At 35.1% G+C, this 18,517-nt stretch carries 16 protein-coding genes; 6 read left to right on the forward strand and 10 right to left on the reverse strand.

Going from position 1 to position 18,517, the window contains the following annotated elements:
* The first annotated feature begins 1 nt into the window (after window position 1).
* Window positions 2–1,186, forward strand: coding sequence for a hypothetical protein (locus tag BMY39_RS09895; protein ID WP_177176581.1), 1,185 nt, complete (start codon window positions 2–4; stop codon window positions 1,184–1,186).
* Between the two features lie 12 nt (window positions 1,187–1,198).
* On the opposite strand, the gene BMY39_RS15175 is transcribed toward BMY39_RS09895, so the two are convergent.
* Complete coding sequence (locus tag BMY39_RS15175; protein WP_218141000.1) at window positions 1,199–1,366, reverse strand: hypothetical protein; 168 nt, start codon at window positions 1,364–1,366, stop codon at window positions 1,199–1,201.
* A 76-nt stretch (window positions 1,367–1,442) separates the two neighbouring features.
* On the opposite strand from BMY39_RS15175, the gene purL reads away from it, so the two are divergent.
* A complete protein-coding gene (gene purL, locus BMY39_RS09900) occupies window positions 1,443–5,102 on the forward strand; it encodes a phosphoribosylformylglycinamidine synthase (RefSeq protein ID WP_092579078.1) in 3,660 nt (1,219 codons plus the stop codon).
* On the opposite strand, the gene BMY39_RS09905 is transcribed toward purL, so the two are convergent.
* From BMY39_RS09905 to BMY39_RS09940, 8 genes are all read right to left on the reverse strand, one after another.
* Window positions 5,094–5,849 (reverse strand): LytR/AlgR family response regulator transcription factor, encoded by a 756-nt coding sequence (locus BMY39_RS09905; protein ID WP_092579080.1) that lies wholly within the window; start codon window positions 5,847–5,849, stop codon window positions 5,094–5,096. The genes purL and BMY39_RS09905 overlap by 9 nt on opposite strands.
* Before the next feature lie 229 nt (window positions 5,850–6,078).
* Complete coding sequence (locus tag BMY39_RS15370; protein WP_092579234.1) at window positions 6,079–6,201, reverse strand: 2TM domain-containing protein; 123 nt, start codon at window positions 6,199–6,201, stop codon at window positions 6,079–6,081.
* Between the two features lie 196 nt (window positions 6,202–6,397).
* Complete coding sequence (locus BMY39_RS09915) at window positions 6,398–6,736, reverse strand: 2TM domain-containing protein (protein WP_092579236.1); 339 nt, start codon at window positions 6,734–6,736, stop codon at window positions 6,398–6,400.
* 11 nt (window positions 6,737–6,747) lie between these two features.
* Window positions 6,748–7,053: a 2TM domain-containing protein gene (locus BMY39_RS09920; protein WP_092579082.1), complete on the reverse strand. Its 306-nt coding sequence runs from the start codon at window positions 7,051–7,053 to the stop codon at window positions 6,748–6,750.
* A 4-nt stretch (window positions 7,054–7,057) separates the two neighbouring features.
* The gene (locus tag BMY39_RS09925; protein WP_092579084.1) at window positions 7,058–8,398 is read right to left on the reverse strand and encodes a 2TM domain-containing protein; all 1,341 of its coding nucleotides are present in this window, start codon (window positions 8,396–8,398) and stop codon (window positions 7,058–7,060) included.
* Between the two features lie 22 nt (window positions 8,399–8,420).
* Complete coding sequence (locus tag BMY39_RS09930) at window positions 8,421–9,044, reverse strand: hypothetical protein (protein WP_092579086.1); 624 nt, start codon at window positions 9,042–9,044, stop codon at window positions 8,421–8,423.
* Window positions 9,045–9,055: 11 nt separating this feature from the next.
* On the reverse strand, window positions 9,056–9,481 hold the full coding sequence (locus BMY39_RS09935; protein WP_092579088.1) for a DUF2141 domain-containing protein: 426 nt from the start codon (window positions 9,479–9,481) through the stop codon (window positions 9,056–9,058).
* A gap of 235 nt (window positions 9,482–9,716) precedes the next feature.
* The gene (locus BMY39_RS09940) at window positions 9,717–10,442 is read right to left on the reverse strand and encodes an energy transducer TonB (protein ID WP_092579090.1); all 726 of its coding nucleotides are present in this window, start codon (window positions 10,440–10,442) and stop codon (window positions 9,717–9,719) included.
* 277 nt (window positions 10,443–10,719) lie between these two features.
* Here BMY39_RS09940 and BMY39_RS09945 point away from each other — a divergent pair, with 277 nt between their 5' ends.
* Together BMY39_RS09945 and BMY39_RS09950 are read left to right on the forward strand one after the other, a co-directional pair.
* Entirely contained in the window at window positions 10,720–11,493 is a 774-nt protein-coding gene (locus tag BMY39_RS09945; protein WP_092579091.1) for an NYN domain-containing protein, read from the forward strand.
* Between the two features lie 351 nt (window positions 11,494–11,844).
* The gene (locus BMY39_RS09950) at window positions 11,845–14,544 is read left to right on the forward strand and encodes a phosphoenolpyruvate carboxylase (RefSeq protein WP_092579093.1); all 2,700 of its coding nucleotides are present in this window, start codon (window positions 11,845–11,847) and stop codon (window positions 14,542–14,544) included.
* Between the two features lie 118 nt (window positions 14,545–14,662).
* On the opposite strand, the gene BMY39_RS09955 is transcribed toward BMY39_RS09950, so the two are convergent.
* A complete protein-coding gene (locus BMY39_RS09955; RefSeq protein ID WP_092579095.1) occupies window positions 14,663–16,816 on the reverse strand; it encodes a TonB-dependent receptor in 2,154 nt (717 codons plus the stop codon).
* Between the two features lie 556 nt (window positions 16,817–17,372).
* Between BMY39_RS09955 and BMY39_RS09960 the strand changes: the two genes are divergently transcribed.
* Window positions 17,373–17,867, forward strand: a complete 495-nt coding sequence (locus tag BMY39_RS09960; protein WP_092579097.1) for an RNA polymerase sigma factor — start codon at window positions 17,373–17,375, stop codon at window positions 17,865–17,867.
* 3 nt (window positions 17,868–17,870) lie between these two features.
* Window positions 17,871–18,506: a hypothetical protein gene (locus tag BMY39_RS09965; RefSeq protein WP_092579099.1), complete on the forward strand. Its 636-nt coding sequence runs from the start codon at window positions 17,871–17,873 to the stop codon at window positions 18,504–18,506.
* Window positions 18,507–18,517: the final 11 nt, after the last annotated feature.

Genomic DNA, 18,517 nt, shown 5'->3' on the forward strand with positions numbered 1-18,517 from the left:
CATGAAGAAAGCTCTACTTTATACACTTTTTGTTTCAATCTTATTTTCGTGCAGCACAAGAAAACGTGTTGAAACAGCTGTAAATTCTGGAAATTACAATCAGGCCATAACTACGGCCTTAAGTAAATTAAGAAAAAACAAAGACAAAAAACGCAACCAAGACTATGTAATAGTGCTACATGATGCTTATCACAAAGTTGTAGAACGTGATTTAAATACTATTGAACACTTAAAAAAGGACAATAACCCTGAAACTTTTAAGGATATATTTGAGATGTATGTGGATTTAGACGCAAGACAGGAAGCTATAAAACCACTGTTACCATTGTATGCAAATGGCAAGAAAATCACTTTTAAATTTAAAAATTACAGCAATGACATCCTTGTATCTAAAAACAAGTTGTCCGATTATTTATATGAAAAAGGTTTAGATCTTTTAGAAAGTGATGATAAGCACATAATACGTAATGCACATAGCGAACTAGCCTATTTAGACCGTATAAGCCCAAATTACGAAAACACTAGAGAACTGCTTAATGAGGCACTCGAGCGTGGAAAAGATTATGTTTTAGTATCTATTAATAATGCCACAGAGCAAGTTATCCCTGCACGTCTTGAAGAAGAGCTTTTGAATTTTAATACCTATGGTCTAAATAAATTTTGGAGTGAATACCATGCTATTGCCCAACCCAATCGTAAGTATGATTTTGCAATGCACTTAAATTTAAGGCAAATAAACATATCTCCTGAACGCATTAACCAAAGAGAGTTTCTTAGGGAACGTGAAATTTCAGATGGTTGGGAATACGAAAAAGACAGAAATGGGAACGTACTTAAAGATAGTCTAGGTAATGACATTAAATACGAAAAGTTTATAAACGTACGCGCACGCTTGTATGAGACTATACAGACCAAATCTGTCCAAGTAGTTGGAGATGTGGTGTATTTAGATAACAACACCCAACAAACTTTAGATACTTTCACTATTGATAGCGGTTTTATTTTTGAGCATATTTCTGCAAGATTTAGAGGCGATAGACGTGCTTTACTGCCTGAAGACAGGCAATTATTAAATAATAGACAACTGCCATTTCCCAGTAACGAACAAATGATTTTTGATACTGGTGAAGACTTAAAAGTACGTCTAAAACAAATTATAAATTCGTACTCTGTAACAAGGCTTTAAACAAAACAACTCTCAAGAATTTCTTGGGAGTTTTTTCATACCATATTTTATAGTTGTATTACAGTTTATTGTACTCACACCAACTTTAGTTCTTAATCCTTTAACTTTAATTATTTCCAACCTAAACCAATCCTTGGTTGCTCTCTTTTTCAGTCTGTTAAAACATAGTGGATAACTCATATTTTTCCAAGCAAGTTTTGGTTTTATTTCCGCGAAAAAGACCTAAATTTGCACTTTCTAAATCAAACTACACACAATGATTCATTTCTTTGGAAACGTAACCGGCAAAGTGTTCGCTGTTCAATCTACAAAAGAATTATCTACAGAGGCTATTTCTAAATTAATTTGGCTTTTTGGAAATCAGCCTAAAATTGAACAAGCATCGTTAGATGCTTTTTTTGTTGGACCGCGTGCTGCAATGATTACGCCTTGGAGTACGAATGCCGTAGAAATCACCCAGAATATGGGTGTTCAAGATATTATTAGAATTGAAGAATTTGAAGCTGTTGCTGAAGATTTCAAAGGTTACGACCCCATGATTTCTGAGAAGTTTGATGGTTTAAACCAAAACTCCTTTACCATTGATATAGAGCCCGAGCCAATTTTAAATATTGAAGATATTGCAGCCTACAATGCGCAAGAAGGCTTATCATTAAGTGATGAGGAAGTCGCTTATTTGGAAGGTGTTTCTAAGAAAATTGGCAGACCACTAACGGATTCCGAAGTGTTTGGTTTCTCACAGGTAAATAGTGAACACTGCCGCCATAAAATCTTCAATGGCACATTTGTTATTGATGGAGAAGAAAAACCCACATCATTATTCAAATTAATAAAAGAAACGTCAAAACAAAATCCTAACGACATTGTTTCGGCATATAAAGATAATGTAGCTTTTATAAAAGGCCCAAAAGTAGAACAGTTTGCCCCTAAACGTGCAGACATTCCTGACTTTTACACTACGAGTGATTTTGATTCAGTAATTTCCCTTAAAGCAGAAACACACAATTTCCCTACTACCGTTGAGCCTTTTAATGGTGCTGCTACGGGTTCTGGTGGTGAGATTAGGGATAGATTGGCCGGAGGAAAAGGTTCTATACCTTTAGCCGGAACAGCGGTTTACATGACATCATATTCACGTTTAGAAGAAAATAGACCTTGGGAAAAAGGCGTTGAAGAACGTGATTGGTTATACCAAACCCCAATGGACATTTTAATTAAAGCCTCAAACGGTGCTTCAGATTTTGGTAATAAATTTGGACAACCATTAATTTGTGGTTCTGTACTTACGTTTGAACATGAAGAAGATGCAAGAAAACTGGGGTTTGATAAAGTTATTATGCAAGCCGGCGGTATCGGTTACGGAAAACAAGACCAAGCCTTAAAAGACACGCCTAAAACAGGTGACAAAATAGTTATCCTTGGTGGTGAAAACTACCGTATTGGTATGGGTGGTGCTGCAGTATCATCTGCAGATACTGGTGAGTTTGCTTCCGGTATCGAGTTAAATGCCGTTCAACGCTCAAACCCTGAAATGCAAAAGCGTGCTGCGAATGCGGTTCGTGGTATGGTAGAAAGTGAAGAAAATTATATTGTTTCTATCCATGATCATGGTGCAGGCGGACACTTAAACTGCCTATCTGAATTAGTAGAAGATACTGGTGGAAAAATTGATTTAGACGCACTTCCTGTTGGAGACCCAACGCTTTCTGACAAGGAAATTATAGGTAACGAATCTCAAGAACGCATGGGATTGGTTATTGGAGAAGAACACCTAGAAACCTTACATAAAATAGCAGACAGAGAACGCTCTCCAATGTATACCGTTGGTGACGTTACAGGGGATGACAGATTTACGTTTCAATCTAAAACCAAAGGCAACACGCCTATGGATTTAGCAATGGAAGACATGTTTGGCAGCTCCCCTAAAACAATTATGACAGATAACACTGTAAAACGTAACTACAGTGACCTTGCATATCACAATAATGATTTCTACACTTACCTAGACCAAGTATTACAATTAGAAGCTGTAGCATGTAAAGATTGGTTAACAAATAAGGTAGACCGTTGTGTAGGCGGTAAAGTTGCAAAACAACAATGTGCTGGCCCGCTGCAATTACCTCTAAACAACGTTGGGGTTATGGCCCTTGATTACAAAGGAAAAGAAGGTATTGCGACTTCAATAGGACATTCACCTATTTCTGGATTAATTAATCCAGTGGCAGGAAGCAGAAACTCTATAACAGAAGCATTAACTAATATTATTTGGGCGCCTTTAAAGGACGGATTAAAAAATGTGTCGCTTTCAGCTAACTGGATGTGGCCATGTAAAAACGAAGGAGAAGACGCTCGCTTATACGAAGCGGTAGAAGCTGTTTCAGAATTTGCTATCAACTTAGGTATTAATGTTCCAACGGGTAAAGATTCTTTATCCATGAAACAGAAATATCCAAATGAAGATGTTATTTCCCCTGGTACCGTCATCATTTCAGCAGCAGCCAATTGTAATGATATCACGAAGGTAGTAGAACCTGTTTTAAATAAAAACGCAGGTGCTATCTACTACATCAATATAGCTCAAGATGATTTTAAATTAGGAGGTAGTTCTTTTGCTCAGATACTAAACAAAATAGGTAATGAAGCGCCAAATGTTAAAGACGCAGCCTATGTTAAAACTGTTTTCAACACCATTCAAGAGTTAATTAGAAATGAACAAATAGTTGCTGGTCATGATGTCGCCTCAGGTGGTTTAATCACAACGCTTTTAGAACTTTGTTTTGCTGATAATAACTTAGGTGCAGAGCTAGATTTATCTGCCTTAAACGAAAAAGATTCTTTTAAAATATTATTTGCTGAAAATGCAGGAATCGTTATTCAAGCGAAAGATGAGACTATTGAAAACGTTTTATCCGAAGCTAATATTGAGTTTTATAATATTGGAAACGTAACTGAAAGCGACACGCTAAGCATCATTAATGGAGCCGATGTATTTACTATGACCGTTTCTAGGCTACGTGATGTATGGTACAAAACATCTTACTTGCTAGACCAAAAACAAACTGCTAATGGTTTAGCTCAAGAGAGGTTTGACAATTATAAAAACCAACCTCTAAAGTATTCTTTTCCGAAACATTTTACTGGTAAATTACCTGCGGTTGGAAGCAACAAACGACCTAAAGCTGCTATTCTTCGTGAAAAAGGAAGTAATTCTGAACGTGAAATGGCAAATGCCATGTATTTAGCTGGTTTTGATGTTAAAGATGTACATATGACTGATTTAATATCTGGAAGAGAAACTTTAGAAGATATTCAATTTTTAGGAGCTGTTGGCGGTTTTAGTAATTCTGATGTATTGGGCTCTGCGAAAGGATGGGCAGGTGCTATTAAATACAACGAAAAAGCAAATAAAGCCATTCAAAATTTCTTTGACAGACAAGACACACTGTCCGTTGGAATTTGCAACGGATGTCAATTGTTTATGGAGTTAGAAGAAATAAATCCAGACCATGAAATTCATGGAAAAATGCATCATAATAACTCTCATAAACACGAGAGTTCATTCACCTCTGTGAAAGTTGAAGAGAACAATTCCGTGATGCTTTCAACCCTAGCAGGCACAACTTTAGGGGTGTGGATCTCTCATGGTGAAGGTAAATTTAATCTGCCTTATGCTGAAGACAAATACCATATTGTTGCTAAATACGGTTACAAAGCATATCCTCACAACCCTAATGGTTCCGATTATAATACCGCTATGATGTGTGATAAAACAGGACGTCATTTAGTAACCATGCCACATATAGAACGCTCTATTTTCCAATGGAACTGGGCCAACTACCCCAACGGGCGTAAAGACGAAGTATCACCTTGGCTAGAAGCATTTGTTAATGCAAGGTTATGGTTAGAATCACTCTAACCACTCCTTAAAATCTTTAACACGTTCCCTGGCCACAATAACGTCTTGTTCGTTATACGACTTCAACTTTATTTGCACACGAGAATTGGTGTAGCTCACCATATCTTTTATGGCATTTATGTTTACATAAAACTTACGGTTTATTCGGAAAAATGTCTGCGGTTCTAGCGCTTCTTCCAGCTGCTCTAAAGTGGAGTCTATAAGGTAGTTTCTATTATCCGTTGTATGTAAATAAGTACCTTTATTTTCACTGTAAAAACATTCTATCTCATCTATATTAATCAACTTTAAATGCTGACCTACTTTTACTGAAAAGCGCTTTTTATAGTCACGATCTATTGGGTTTACCAACAACTTCTTGATGTCATTAAAATCCAAGGTTACAGCCTGTTTTTGCGGTGCTCGTTCTTTATATTTTTTTACAGCTGTTGCTAAATCATCTTCATCAATTGGTTTTAATAAATAGTCGATACTATTAAGTTTAAAGGCCTGTAAAGCATATTCATCATAGGCTGTGGTAAAAATTACGGCAGATTTGATTTCTATAGTTTCGAAAATTTCAAAAGACAAGCCGTCACTTAACTGAATATCTAAAAATATTAAATCAGGATGTATATTATTTTGAAACCATGTTATAGATTCTTCTACAGAATGTAGCATAACTTCTGCAGTTATATTTACAGTTTGAAGCATGCGCTGCAAACGTCTTGCTGATGGTTTTTCGTCTTCTATAATTATTACTTTCATTTTTTTAATAATTTGCTTGGTTTGTTTTTGACTGACTGGATGTTGCTATTTAATGTTTGCTGATGCATGCGTTAGGGACTGAAGGCACTTCGACTTCTCTCACTACAGGTTTGTTGAGGCTCTTCAAGGAAGGAGAAAGCGATTGCAAAAACACTTATATTCATGAATACCTTATTTTAAAATACTAAATGATGAATAAAGCTCAACCCTTGTGGTAATACCCTAATTATTATTCCCACATAATGGTTTCGTTTTGTTCTTTCATAAACTCTTGAGTTTTTCTTTCTTCCCACTTTTCCTTAAAAAATAAGCGGCCTTTATAAACATTCCACCCGTGGAGCAGAATAAATATGGTCTAGGCTATAATAAAAATAGTATTAAACCAAGTGAAAAAATCCGCGTATGGCCCGGAGACAATACAGAGGTTCCAAAAAAGTAAACCCACGACAATAACATATCCAACAGCATGAACATAAATCACCCTAAGCTGTCGCACCTTTTCCCTTGCTCTAACGTACTTCTTACTGTTATTGGGATCTGTTTTCATACTATTCGTAATTGCGGCTTTCTCGTTCTTCTTTTTCCATAAACTCTCTAATTTTTCGCTCTTCCCAAGCCTTACCAAAAAGACGACTTTTACCAAAAACACTTAACGCATGAAACCCCAACCCAATACCCCAAAAGAAAGGTGTGGACCACGTACCGAAATGCATTATATTGCCGCCGTTGCTAACTATCATAATTAAGATAAAAATGTTTACAGCCACGTACCAGAAGGCATGCCAGTAGAAACCTTTAAGTTCCTTAAGTCGTTTTTCAGCCCTTAGGTAAGCTTCCTCATTTCTGAAGTCTTTTTTACCGTACGGTTCTATATCAAATTTTTCCATTGTTGTATAGTTTAATTCCATTGTTTGTCTTGTTCTTCTCGCAAAAATTGCTCTATTTTACGTTTTTCCCATCTACTTCCAAATATAGGATTACGGGCATAAACACGGTACGCATGAATGCAAATACCAATACCCCAGCCAATAGCAGAAAACAAAAACCATTTAATTTCCCAATAGGTTTTATAATTAACATAGATTAAAAAAGGAATTACCAAGCAATATGTGATTATATTAAAGTACAAGCCTTTTAAATCCTTTACACGTTGTCTTGCTCTTTTTAAGCTATCGTTTTGTTCGTTATTAGTTGAATATCTCATAGTGTTAATTCCAACGGTTATCTTCTTCTTCTCTCATGAACTGTTCAATTTTTCGTCTTTCCCAGTTTCCTCCAAAGGTTTTATCGCTTACAAAAACTTTAAAAGCTTGTATCGTTAAACCTATGCCCCAACCAATCATTGGAAACCAAAACCATTGAAAACCCCAATAGGTCCTGTAGTTGATAAAGATTAAGAAAGGAATTACTAAACAATACGATATTAAACTGTAATAGAAGTTTTTAAGCTCTTCTACGTGGTTTCTTGCACGTAAATAACTGTCGTCCATTTGATTTGATGTTTGTGGTCTCATAACTGATATTTGTTTTGTAAGCATTGGTATTGCTACTGCAAAACTGGTTGCTTGTTTGTTTATGTCTACTTTTTTATTTGTGAGTAGTTTATAGCGTTGCATGATATTACTCAGCCCTACCCCGCTACTCTTTTTTACTATTTGTTTAGGCTGTAAATTATTTTCCACTACCAAATACCCTTCGTCTTCATAAATTTTGATGTGTAGCGGTTTACTCGAGGTTACCATATTATGTTTTACAGCGTTTTCTAAAAGCAATTGCAATGATAATGGCACAACCTTACTTTCAGGATTTGAAGAACGCTCAGGCATTGTAAACACGATACTATCTTCAAACCGCATTTTTAACAGAGACATATAGGTTTTTGCAAATTGCAATTCCTCGTCTACAGTAATTAGCTCCTTATTTTTTTGCTCCAAAACGTAACGGTACACTTTTGATAGCGATGTAGTAAACTTTTGTGCTTGGTTTGGATTTTCTTCAATTAAACTAGTTAACACATTTAAGCTATTGAACAGAAAATGAGGGTCTAATTGGTTTTTTAAAGCATCGAATTTCGCACTTGCTGTTCCCGCTATTACCTTTTGCTCTTTAAGCTTGTTTTGTTGATATTTATTATAGAAATAAATAACATGAAACACAGCAACTATAGTTAGTGTAATCCAAAGTCCGAATTGATAATATTCAAACCGTTCCCTTTCCAAGAATACTTCAACCGAGTCGCCTCCAAAAACAAAAAAAGTAAACAGCCTTAAAAAGAACAGGCCAATAAGCGTAATAACGGTAGCTCCAATAGTACCAACAATAATGCGCTTTAACGTACTTTTTCTTTTCCATTTAAAATTTTCCATTCTATCAAAAAAATACATATTAGTGTAACCCAATACAAAAGCATATAATTGATAGAAACCAAAATCGATTAAAAACTCTTGAACACTTTCGTAGCTAAACTTATCGGAAAGCAACTCGCCAATTAGGTATACAATACAGCCTATTACAAAAGTTAATAATATTTGTTTAACCGATTTTCTCATTTTAAATACTAATTTTTAAAAATTATTTTTTGCAAGATTCTAATAATTGCTCCACGCGCTCTTTTCCCCATTTAGGGTGAAATGGTGTTTCTGGCTTAAATTTAGCGAAAAGTTCTAAGGCGCGTTCCAAATCCTCACAAAATGGCGCAGTATCTTGTCCGAAATATTGAGCACTCCCAATGTTCCACTCGGCTTTTGATGCGACAACACGTGGGTTCTCTGGTGCCAACACCTCTGCCTTCGCATAAAGCTCAATAACTTTGGGAGATAGTGTCATACCATAGGTGGCACCGTCAGAGGCTATCCAAGCCGTATGTAACAATGCCTGCATCACCATAATTTCGGGATTATTTTTTGAAATAGCCGTAGCATCATTTAATAAATCTTGCCCCTTTCTAAGTTTTGCTGCAAGTTTTTCCTTGTCCTGCTCCCCAAAACTTGTTACTATATTTATTTGTGCCGCCCAGTATGGTGGCAACCAATTGTCTGGTTCTGCAGAGGCTATACGCTCAAACATATTTGCTGCTTCTCCAGGTTTATTTCGTCCCCATAGTTCAAACGCTTTTTGCATTCCTTTTTCATAATTAGTTTGTGCCGTTGCTGTTGCCGAAATAAAAAATAAAGTAATAATAATTACAAGTTTCATAGTCTTAAGTTTTATAGTTTAATGTGTTGTGTAATCGATTCGTTAGTAAGGGTGAATTTTGCATCCTCCCACTTTGGTGGCCCCATAAAACCTTTTGCGTTATTAGAGCATCCATAGTCCTCCCTAGGAATACCAAACATACCTGTATCCATTTTATTGTTGTCATTTTCATCATGAAATAGGGAAATGGCATAGGTGCCGTTTGGCACATTCTTGAATACCACTTTACAACTGTTATTTTCAATTTTAGAAAAGGTAGATTTAAAGCCTCTACCCAAAAAACTATCTTCAGAATTATATAGTGATATAAAAACCTTACCATTGTTGTTTTCTAAATTAGAAACCGTTACTGTTACAGAGTTTCCTTTAGGCTCTTGTGCCATAGTAATAGATGTACTTAAAATAAAAAAGCAGATAATTTTAATGAGATGTTGCATAACCGTTTGTTTTTTAATTATGGTTCAAATATCCCACTATAGTGCTGCTTTTTAAAATAGAACTTACCGAATTGTAAAATATAAGGAGTGAATTGTATTTTTCATGTTTCACAAACTATAAAGCATAAAAAAAAGGTTAAAGATGCCTTATTTAAAAAACATCTTTAACCCGTACAAACATGATAATAGGTATTAACCCTAAAAAGTCTGTTATATGTTTGTTGTTTTACTTTTATTATTGTTCTGCCATTACAAAATTTATAGGCAAACTAAATGGTACGCTTACAGGTTTACCGCGCTGTTTACCAGGGATCATTTTTGGCAATAAACTTATGATGCGTTGTGCTTCGTCTTCCAAAATTTTGTCTGGTCCCCGAGTTCTAATTTTTGAAATACTACCATCGGGAGCAATTACAAATATCACATATACACGTCCTTTAATGCCCATATCTAAAGCAGTTTGTGGATAATTAAAATTTTTAACCACATGTGCATTCATTTTTTGTTGGAAACAATCACGTCTTTCAGACTTTTTAACGTTTTCACAACCAGGAAATAACGGTACATCTTCTATTATTGCAAATGGCACTTCTACATCTTCTTCCAATTCCCCCACATCTACATCCTCCACCCTAACAACTTCGGCAATTATATCATCTTGACTCACTTCTGTACTTTCAAATACAGTTTCTTCTATATCTTCTGTATCTTCAATTATCTGAACAGACTCCTGCATTACCACAGGTGGTGGCGGTGGAGGGGGCACATTCATGGTTACTAAAGGAACTTCCTCTTCAATTTCACTATCCACCATTACAACATCTATCGCTACATTGTCTTTTTCATACGTTTTATACTCTATTGCTCGCCACGAAAAAAATAGCATAACATTGAGTCCTATTGCGAAATAAAGGCTACTGTTTCGGCCAACCTCTAATTCTGGGTTCTTTTTAGGTATCATGCTTATCAGTTTTATTGTTTGTACTTTCTAAGAATGAAATCGTATGAATTTCATTCTTTTAACCTTCAATTTGTTAGTTTAAAGTTAATCAGAAGATGCTACAATATTTATGACTTTTATCATATTCTCAGAAAACGAACACCATTTTAACAATATGTAAATACGAAATCGTTTTAGTTTATAATTATGTTATTAAATGATGTTCAAACAAATCAAATATATGTTTGGTTCTGGCATAACTATCGAGTAACTTACGGGCTAATTTTAAATCGTAATTATGAATTTAAACCTTGCTGTTTTGATAGACGGAGATAACATACCCGCGGGTAATGTTAAAGAAATGATGGAGGAAATCGCAAAATATGGCAACCCAACCATAAAACGTATTTATGGAGACTGGACCAAACCACACCTTAACAAATGGAAAAAAGTACTGCTTGAAAACGCCATAACCCCTGTACAGCAGTACAGTTACACCATTGGCAAAAATGCAACCGACTCTGCGATGATTATAGACGCCATGGATATTTTATATTCCAATAAAGTAGAGGGCTTTTGCTTGGTTTCTAGCGATAGTGATTTTACGCGGTTAGCCACACGTTTAAGGGAAGCGCGTATGCAGGTGATTGGAATTGGTGAAAAGAAAACGCCAAATCCGTTTATTGTTGCTTGCGATAAGTTTATTTATATTGAAATTCTAAAAAGCAGGGACAACGAAAAGAGCGATAGTGATGATGAGGATGACAGTAAAATAAATAAGAAATCATCCGTTGATAATATTACGGCCAAAGAAATAAATTTAATAAAATCGTCTATTGAAGATCTTTCTGATGAAAGCGGTTGGGCATTTTTAGGGGACGTAGGTAGCTTAATACAAAAAAAGCGCCCTAATTTTGATTCGAGGAACTACGGCTTCCAAAAATTAACACCCTTGATAAAATCTACGGACAAGTTTGACATTGAAGAACGAAACGCGCCCAACAACAGTAGATACAAACATATTTATATTAAGAATAAAGAAACCAAGCGTGGTGGGCGAAGGAAGAAATAATTTGATAAAAAGAACATAATATTCAAGAAAAAATCTAACACCGCACATGTACCTCTAGTTTGGCACTATTTTCACACCCCTCACTACTATGCAATTCCGAAAAAACTAAAAAACCCCTCTATTACAATATACAACTCAGCTTAACAATGCTAATGCTGTACTTAAAAACAACTACAACAACTAATTAGCCATAAAGGCAACATACCTTAACATCAACACAGGAAACAACTTGATTTTATAGAAATATAAAGCTAACTTTACGTTTTAGTTTGCCTTGTTTTTTAAGTATACTGCTTGTTAAAACAGCAATCTTCGGTATAAATTCAATCACATTATAAAAAAAGGGATAAAATGAGTAACAGTAGTACATTTCAAAAAATAGTTGACGACAGAAGCTTTATTATTGATTGTTATGTTGAAATGCTTTCTAGAATTAACGAAAATGACATTGTTGAACTTCTAAAAAACAACAGTCTGCCAGAAATAGACACTGGAAAACTCCCCAGCGATAAAATAATTCAATCCCTAAGCATTTACTTTCAACTCATGTCTTTGGTAGAAGAAAACGCCGCGACACAATACCACAGGAAAATGGAAAATCAAGATGAATCTTTTTCCATAAGGGGTAGTTGGGCAGAAGCGTTTAAGTTTTGGAAAGACCACAATATTAATGAAGACGAAATACTAAAGGCCGTTTCGGATACTCATGTAATTCCTGTCCTTACAGCACATCCTACTGAAGCCAAACGTGTTACCGTAATTGAAATCCATAGAGAACTCTATTTACTTTTAGTAAAAAGAAAAAACACCTCGTTAAGTAAACTTGAACAAAACAGAATAACCGAAAACATTATACATCTTTTGGAAAGATGGTGGAGAACTGGGGAAATATATCTTGAAAAGCCACAAATTGAAGACGAGCGAGCTAATGTTGTATACTATTTTAGCACAATTTTTCCTGCACTTTTAGAACGAAGCGACGAAAACCTAAAGGCTTCCTGGATAGAATTAGGCTTTAAACCTTCAAAGATTAAAAATCCGGATGTTTTCCCTAAAATTAATTTTGGAAGTTGGGTTGGCGGCGATCGTGATGGCCATCCTTTTGTAACGCCAAGTATCACTCAGGAAACTTTAGCACTACACAGAAAACAAGCCCTTCAATTGATTAAAAATAAATTAATAGATGCTGCTATTAAATTTTCGGTTTCTGCGATATCAAATCCAATTCCTTACCAATTACTGGAAGCCATTGAAAAGAAATCTCAAGCACTAGGGGAACAAGGAACAAAAGCCGTAAAACGAAATCCTTACGAACCTTGGCGACAATACATCAACTTACTTATTGTAAAGTTAAACAACACCATTTCTGATAATGTTGCAGACTCTGCATCCTATTACAAATCCAGTAAAGCACTTCAAGACGACCTGAAATTTTTTAGGGATATACTAGTTGAGAACGGAATGAAAGGTTTAGCTGAAAGTTTACTTTTCTCTTTAGAACGATTGGTGAGTTGCTTTGGTTTTCATCTGGCAAAATTAGACATAAGACAAAATAGTGCGTTTCACGACAAAGCCATTTCACAAATTTTAAAAGCTACAGGTGAAAAAGATTTTGATTTTGCGAATTGGAACGAAGAAAAAAGGGTAGCCTACTTGAGCAAACAACTTGAGAATCATGCTACTGTTACAGACATAACCGTATCTTACGGCACAGAAGCAGATAATGTATTAGATTGTTATCGCGTAGTGCGTCATCACATTAACCAATATGGTGCAGATGGTATTGGTTCTTTTATTATTAGTATGACCCGTAATCTTAGCGACTTGCTTGTAGTTTATTTTTTGATGAAAGAAACACAATTGCTAAATACAGGCATTAAAGTGGTGCCTCTTTTTGAAACTATTGAAGACCTAGATAATGGCCCTAAAATTTTAGAGCAATTTTTACAACACCCAACAACATTACAAAGAGCCCAAAAAACGGCCTATAAACAAGAAATAATGCTTGGTTATAGCGACAGTAATAAAGACGGGGGCACAATTGCTAGCAAGTGGAATTTGCATAAAGCGGAGGAAAAACTCTCAGAAACAGCTCTAAAAAATAATTTTAAAGCCTATTTTTTTCACGGTGCGGGCGGTACTATTAGCCGAGGTGGGGGCAAATACCATCGTTTTTTAGAAAGTATGCCACTAAATACGGTGAACGGCACAATAAAAATTACGGTTCAAGGCGAAACAATTGCACAGTTGTTTGGAAACCCACTTACAGCCACTTACAACCTTAACGCACTAGCGTCGGGTGTAGCAAAACAGACTATCTTAGCCAAGTATAATTTAGATACTAATGAGTATCCATTTGAAATTATGGATTACTTATCGCAAAAATCTTTTGAACACTACAGGGATTTAATTGAAAGTGAAGGTTTTATAAACTTCTATGGCAAAGCAACATGCATTGACGTACTAGAACGCAGTAAAATTGGCTCAAGACCTGCAAGAAGAACAGGCACTAGAACGCTTAACGATTTAAGAGCCATTCCTTGGGTGTTTAGCTGGAATCTTTCACGCATATCCCTGACTGGTTGGTACGGACTTGGGCATGCCTTAAAAACCTTGAAATCAGAGCAACCAACGGCGTTTAAAACATTACAAAAAAGCATAAAAGAATGGCCGTTCCTTAGATTTTTAGTGATACAAACAGAAACCAATCTTATACTCTCTAACAAAGAAATGATGCACGCCTATGCTAATTTAGATGATGATGCAGATGAAAGGAAGGCGTTCATGTCTAAAATCTTAACAGATTATGATAACAGCTTCCAATTAATTGAAGAGCTTTTTGAGGAGCCTGCCGTTGATAGAAGACTTGGACAATACGACATTATAAAATGGCGAAACGAAAAACTAAATGTGCTACACCATTTACACATTAAGTACTTAAAACAATGGAGGGCAATGAATGACGACAATAGCAATGAAAAAGAGAAAATCCTATCCAAATTACTAAGCATAATCAACTCTATATCTAGCGGATTGAAAAATACGGGATAAAACGACTAGCTTGATCTAAGGATTTTACGAGCACATTGAGACAAAACATCACAAAGTAAATGAGAAGCAACTTAGTAGAAATGAATAGTTTCCATTTATACCATCAACTATTGTAGGTCTACAAATTGTCCAATTGGTTACTAGTTTTATCCTCACTAATTGTCCAAAAGAACCCAACAAAAAAGAACTGATCTAAGGCAGGACGCAAAGCGCGACGGTTAAAGTTACCATTCATATCTGGCGTATTGGCATATTGATAGCCATTGATATTTTTAAACCCTAATGCATTATTAACCGAAGCATATAGTATTTTTTGTGGACTAATTAAATACGCCCAGTTTAAGCTTAAACTTTGAAACGCTTTGGTTTTTTCGTTTAAGAAACCAGGTTTATTCGGGTTGGTATATGTTCTGCCTGAAGCATAGGCATAACTAAACCCTACCTGACTTTTCCAATCGTCTATCCAATATTTAGTAACTGCTGAGAAGTTATGGGTATTGGCAAAATTAGGTTGCACACGCTCGGGAAAGTTTCTGTCATTTCGTTTGGTATCCAAAAACGAATAGCTTAACCAATAATCTAAATTTTTAATGCTCTTGCTATCTCTCCAAAAAAAGTCAATACCTCTTGCAAAACCAGACCCATCGTTACTAAAATTACTATCAAAACTTGGAAAATCCCCATCATACTTCACCAAATTATTATAGCTTTTGTAATATGCTTCAGCTCTAAAAATTTTTCTATCTGCGTTATATTGATAGTTCAAAATATAATGTTTTGCATTTGCAGGTTCAAAATCCTGATGAAATTTCAGCACATTACTAGTTGGATTTTGATAAAAATCACCATAAGCCATGGACAACTGGCTTTTATCAGAAATTTTATAGGCCATTGTTGCTCTAGGCGCTAGAGAAAAACTGTCAAATAGCGCACTATATTCACCTCTCAACCCTGTTTTAAAAGCTAAGTTTTTTGAGATAAATATATCAGCTTCAGCAAATGCAGCTGCAATGTTATTGTTAAAACCATATCTAGCATTATCAACAAACTCATCAAAATACCGCTCTTCAAAATCAGTTTTAAAATACTCAGCACCAAAGTATAATTTAAAGCGATTACTAATACGGTTCTTAAGCTTCAGTTTTGAGTGTATTGATTTTTCAGAATCTTTAATATCTCTATCTCCTAGGTTAATTTTATTCTTTGCATTGGTGAGACTAAACCCTGTTTGCATGCTCCAAGTATCACTTAAAACACCACTGTAAGATCCATTTAAATAAAAATTGTTATTATTTAATTTGATGTATTGTCCTTCGGGAAGATTAATATCCTCTTGAGTCAATTCAAAACTACTGGTATCAAAAGCACCGTAGAGCTTGAATAGTCCTGAATTGGTTTTTCTTCTAAATACCGCTTCTCCTGAAGCCGTCTGAAAAGGCTTAATAAAGTCGTTTCTATTTGGAAAAATGGCGTTGTATGGTGCTAAATTGACGTAAGACGCATTGACACTAACCGAACTTTTCTCCCATTTTTGAGTATTTCCCAAAGTAACACCAACACTCATAATACCAATGTCTGTTTTTTCTTGGTCTGGCTCATCAATTGTATTTAACAATAATACGCTAGACAGGGCCTGCCCGTATTCTGCAGAATAACCACCGGTTGAAAAGGTAATACCATCAAATAAAAACGGAGAATAGCGTCCGCGCGTTGGGGCATTATTAGTTGTGGGTGTATACGGTGTAAATACACGAATACCGTCAATAAAAATTTGGGTTTCGTTAGCATCGCCACCGCGTACAAATAAACGCCCATCTTCTGCAACCGTCGTTGTTCCAGGTAAAGTCTGTAGCGCACCTACAAAATCACCTAAAGCGCTTGCTGTTGTTACCACATCCAAAGGTTTTAATACATTCACTTTACTATTATCGCCAGCTGAAAATGTACCAGCAGATAATACAACGGCATCTAAAGTATTTACGTCGTCCTTTAGTTTTATCATTAAATCACTCATGTAAGACACATCGCCTACCATGGTAAATGTTTCATAAGACAGAAATGAAACTATTAAGGTTTGCGTTCCTGTTTCAGAAGTTGAAAACGAAAACGTACCATTTTCATTAGTTGTTCCTCCATCATAAGTACCTTCTAAATAAACATTAGCGCCAATAATCGGTTCTTTTTTTGCATTAATCACAGTACCTCTTATTGTAGTTTGCCCCTGTATTTGGATGACTAATAACGTGATAAAAATGGTTAGCAAAGTCTTCATGAGAATTAATTTATGTGTTTTTTGTTGACACAAAATTGCGACAGAAGATTACATTTTAAAATTTACAATTACCGAACTGTAATTTTTTAAAGACGAATTGTATTCCGCGAAAAACACAATGGGAGGATCTTAAATTTTTCATAAATATCCCATATTATAAAATGATAGTTTTTTAAGATTATAAATTTTTTAAAACACTAAAGTTTATCAATTGAGGGCAACAGAAAAGAAGTGCAAACAACATCAGTTTCTTATAAAATATCAACTATTATTTTTTTGCTATATTAGCGTAAGATCTTCAGCTAAACCTAGTCCAAATCACCTAAAAAACAATAATAGATTTTATCTATACCATACAATTAAACCATTGTTAACCAAAGACTTTAATTAACTCACATAAACAACTCGTTCAAATTATAGATTCTAAGTCAAAATACTATACACTTCTATAAAAACTCATGAAAACCATCTAAAAAGGCATTGAAAAAAATTTGAATTTTGATGTAACAAATCAAAACTAAAAGCTACTTATACATTAACTAAACCATCAAAATATTTGAATACAGAACTAGAACATAGCTTTGTTGAATTATTAGAAAAACATCAAAACATCATACATAAAGTATGTAGGCTGTACACTAATAATTATGATGCGCATAATGATTTATTTCAGGAGATTACCATTCAACTTTGGAAGGCTTATCCGAAATTTCGTGGCGATGCTAAGTTTAGTACTTGGATGTATCGGGTAGGATTAAATACAGCGATTACATTATACCGAAAATCAAAACGCAGAGTAAATACTCAGGATTTTGAGGGAGTCGCTTTTAAAATGAAAGCCGAAGAATATGATGATACCGAAGAAGAGCAGTTAAAATTATTGTACAAAGCGATACATCAACTAAATGATATTGAAAAAGCACTTGTATTTCTGTATTTAGAAGACAAAGACTATAGAGAAATAAGTGAAACACTTGGTATTAGCGAGGTAAATGCACGAGTGAAAATGAACAGAACGAAAACTAAACTAAGAAACATACTAAATCCTTAGCCCATGGACGGATTAGATTTACTAAAGAAAGATTGGAACAAGCAACCTGAAGACAAAAAGTTTTCAGTAAAGGATATTTATACGATGCTGCATAAAAAATCGTCTTCAATTGTAAAGACCTTATTTTATATAAGTATTGCAGAGCTTGTATTTTGGATTATTATTAACGCTGTTCCTTATTTTTGTTCACAAAGTTACAAGGAAAGGCTTGAAGCTATTTATACTAACGACCAAGTGTTTACAATATTAACAATATTGAGCTATGGAGTCATCGTGGTTTTTATTTTCCTGCTTTACAAGTCTTACAAATCAATTTCAGTTACCGACAGTGCAAAAAAGTTAATGGAAAGCATCCTAAAAACGCGAAAGGTAGTTAAGTACTACGTGCTTTACAACTTAGTTATGGCCGGTGTTTCAATGGTAATAGGCTTTTATTATGCGTTTCACAACGATTCTGAAATGGCTGAAAACCTATCGCACCTAAACGACAAACAAATGCTTGTTGCCTTGGCTGTAATAATTGTGTTCACAGCAGTCTTCATATTAATGATTTGGCTGTTTTACAAACTTATTTATGGACTACTTTTAAAGCGCCTTAACAAAAACTATAAAGAATTAAAAAAACTTGATGAAGATTAATTTCGAGTGCG

Source organism: Hyunsoonleella jejuensis (assembly GCF_900111025.1).
In the GTDB taxonomy this organism is placed as follows: Bacteria; Bacteroidota; Bacteroidia; order Flavobacteriales; family Flavobacteriaceae; genus Jejuia; species Jejuia jejuensis.

Coding starts and splice junctions, on each gene's coding strand:
- BMY39_RS09895 (WP_177176581.1), top strand. CDS start 2: ATGAAGAAAGCTCTACTTTATACACTTTTTGTTTCAATCTTATTTTCG.
- BMY39_RS15175 (WP_218141000.1), bottom strand. CDS start 1,366: ATGAGTTATCCACTATGTTTTAACAGACTGAAAAAGAGAGCAACCAAG.
- purL (WP_092579078.1), top strand. CDS start 1,443: ATGATTCATTTCTTTGGAAACGTAACCGGCAAAGTGTTCGCTGTTCAA.
- BMY39_RS09905 (WP_092579080.1), bottom strand. CDS start 5,849: ATGAAAGTAATAATTATAGAAGACGAAAAACCATCAGCAAGACGTTTG.
- BMY39_RS09915 (WP_092579236.1), bottom strand. CDS start 6,736: ATGGAAAAATTTGATATAGAACCGTACGGTAAAAAAGACTTCAGAAAT.
- BMY39_RS09920 (WP_092579082.1), bottom strand. CDS start 7,053: ATGAGATATTCAACTAATAACGAACAAAACGATAGCTTAAAAAGAGCA.
- BMY39_RS09925 (WP_092579084.1), bottom strand. CDS start 8,398: ATGAGAAAATCGGTTAAACAAATATTATTAACTTTTGTAATAGGCTGT.
- BMY39_RS09930 (WP_092579086.1), bottom strand. CDS start 9,044: ATGAAACTTGTAATTATTATTACTTTATTTTTTATTTCGGCAACAGCA.
- BMY39_RS09935 (WP_092579088.1), bottom strand. CDS start 9,481: ATGCAACATCTCATTAAAATTATCTGCTTTTTTATTTTAAGTACATCT.
- BMY39_RS09940 (WP_092579090.1), bottom strand. CDS start 10,442: ATGATACCTAAAAAGAACCCAGAATTAGAGGTTGGCCGAAACAGTAGC.
- BMY39_RS09945 (WP_092579091.1), top strand. CDS start 10,720: ATGAATTTAAACCTTGCTGTTTTGATAGACGGAGATAACATACCCGCG.
- BMY39_RS09950 (WP_092579093.1), top strand. CDS start 11,845: ATGAGTAACAGTAGTACATTTCAAAAAATAGTTGACGACAGAAGCTTT.
- BMY39_RS09955 (WP_092579095.1), bottom strand. CDS start 16,816: ATGAAGACTTTGCTAACCATTTTTATCACGTTATTAGTCATCCAAATA.
- BMY39_RS09965 (WP_092579099.1), top strand. CDS start 17,871: ATGGACGGATTAGATTTACTAAAGAAAGATTGGAACAAGCAACCTGAA.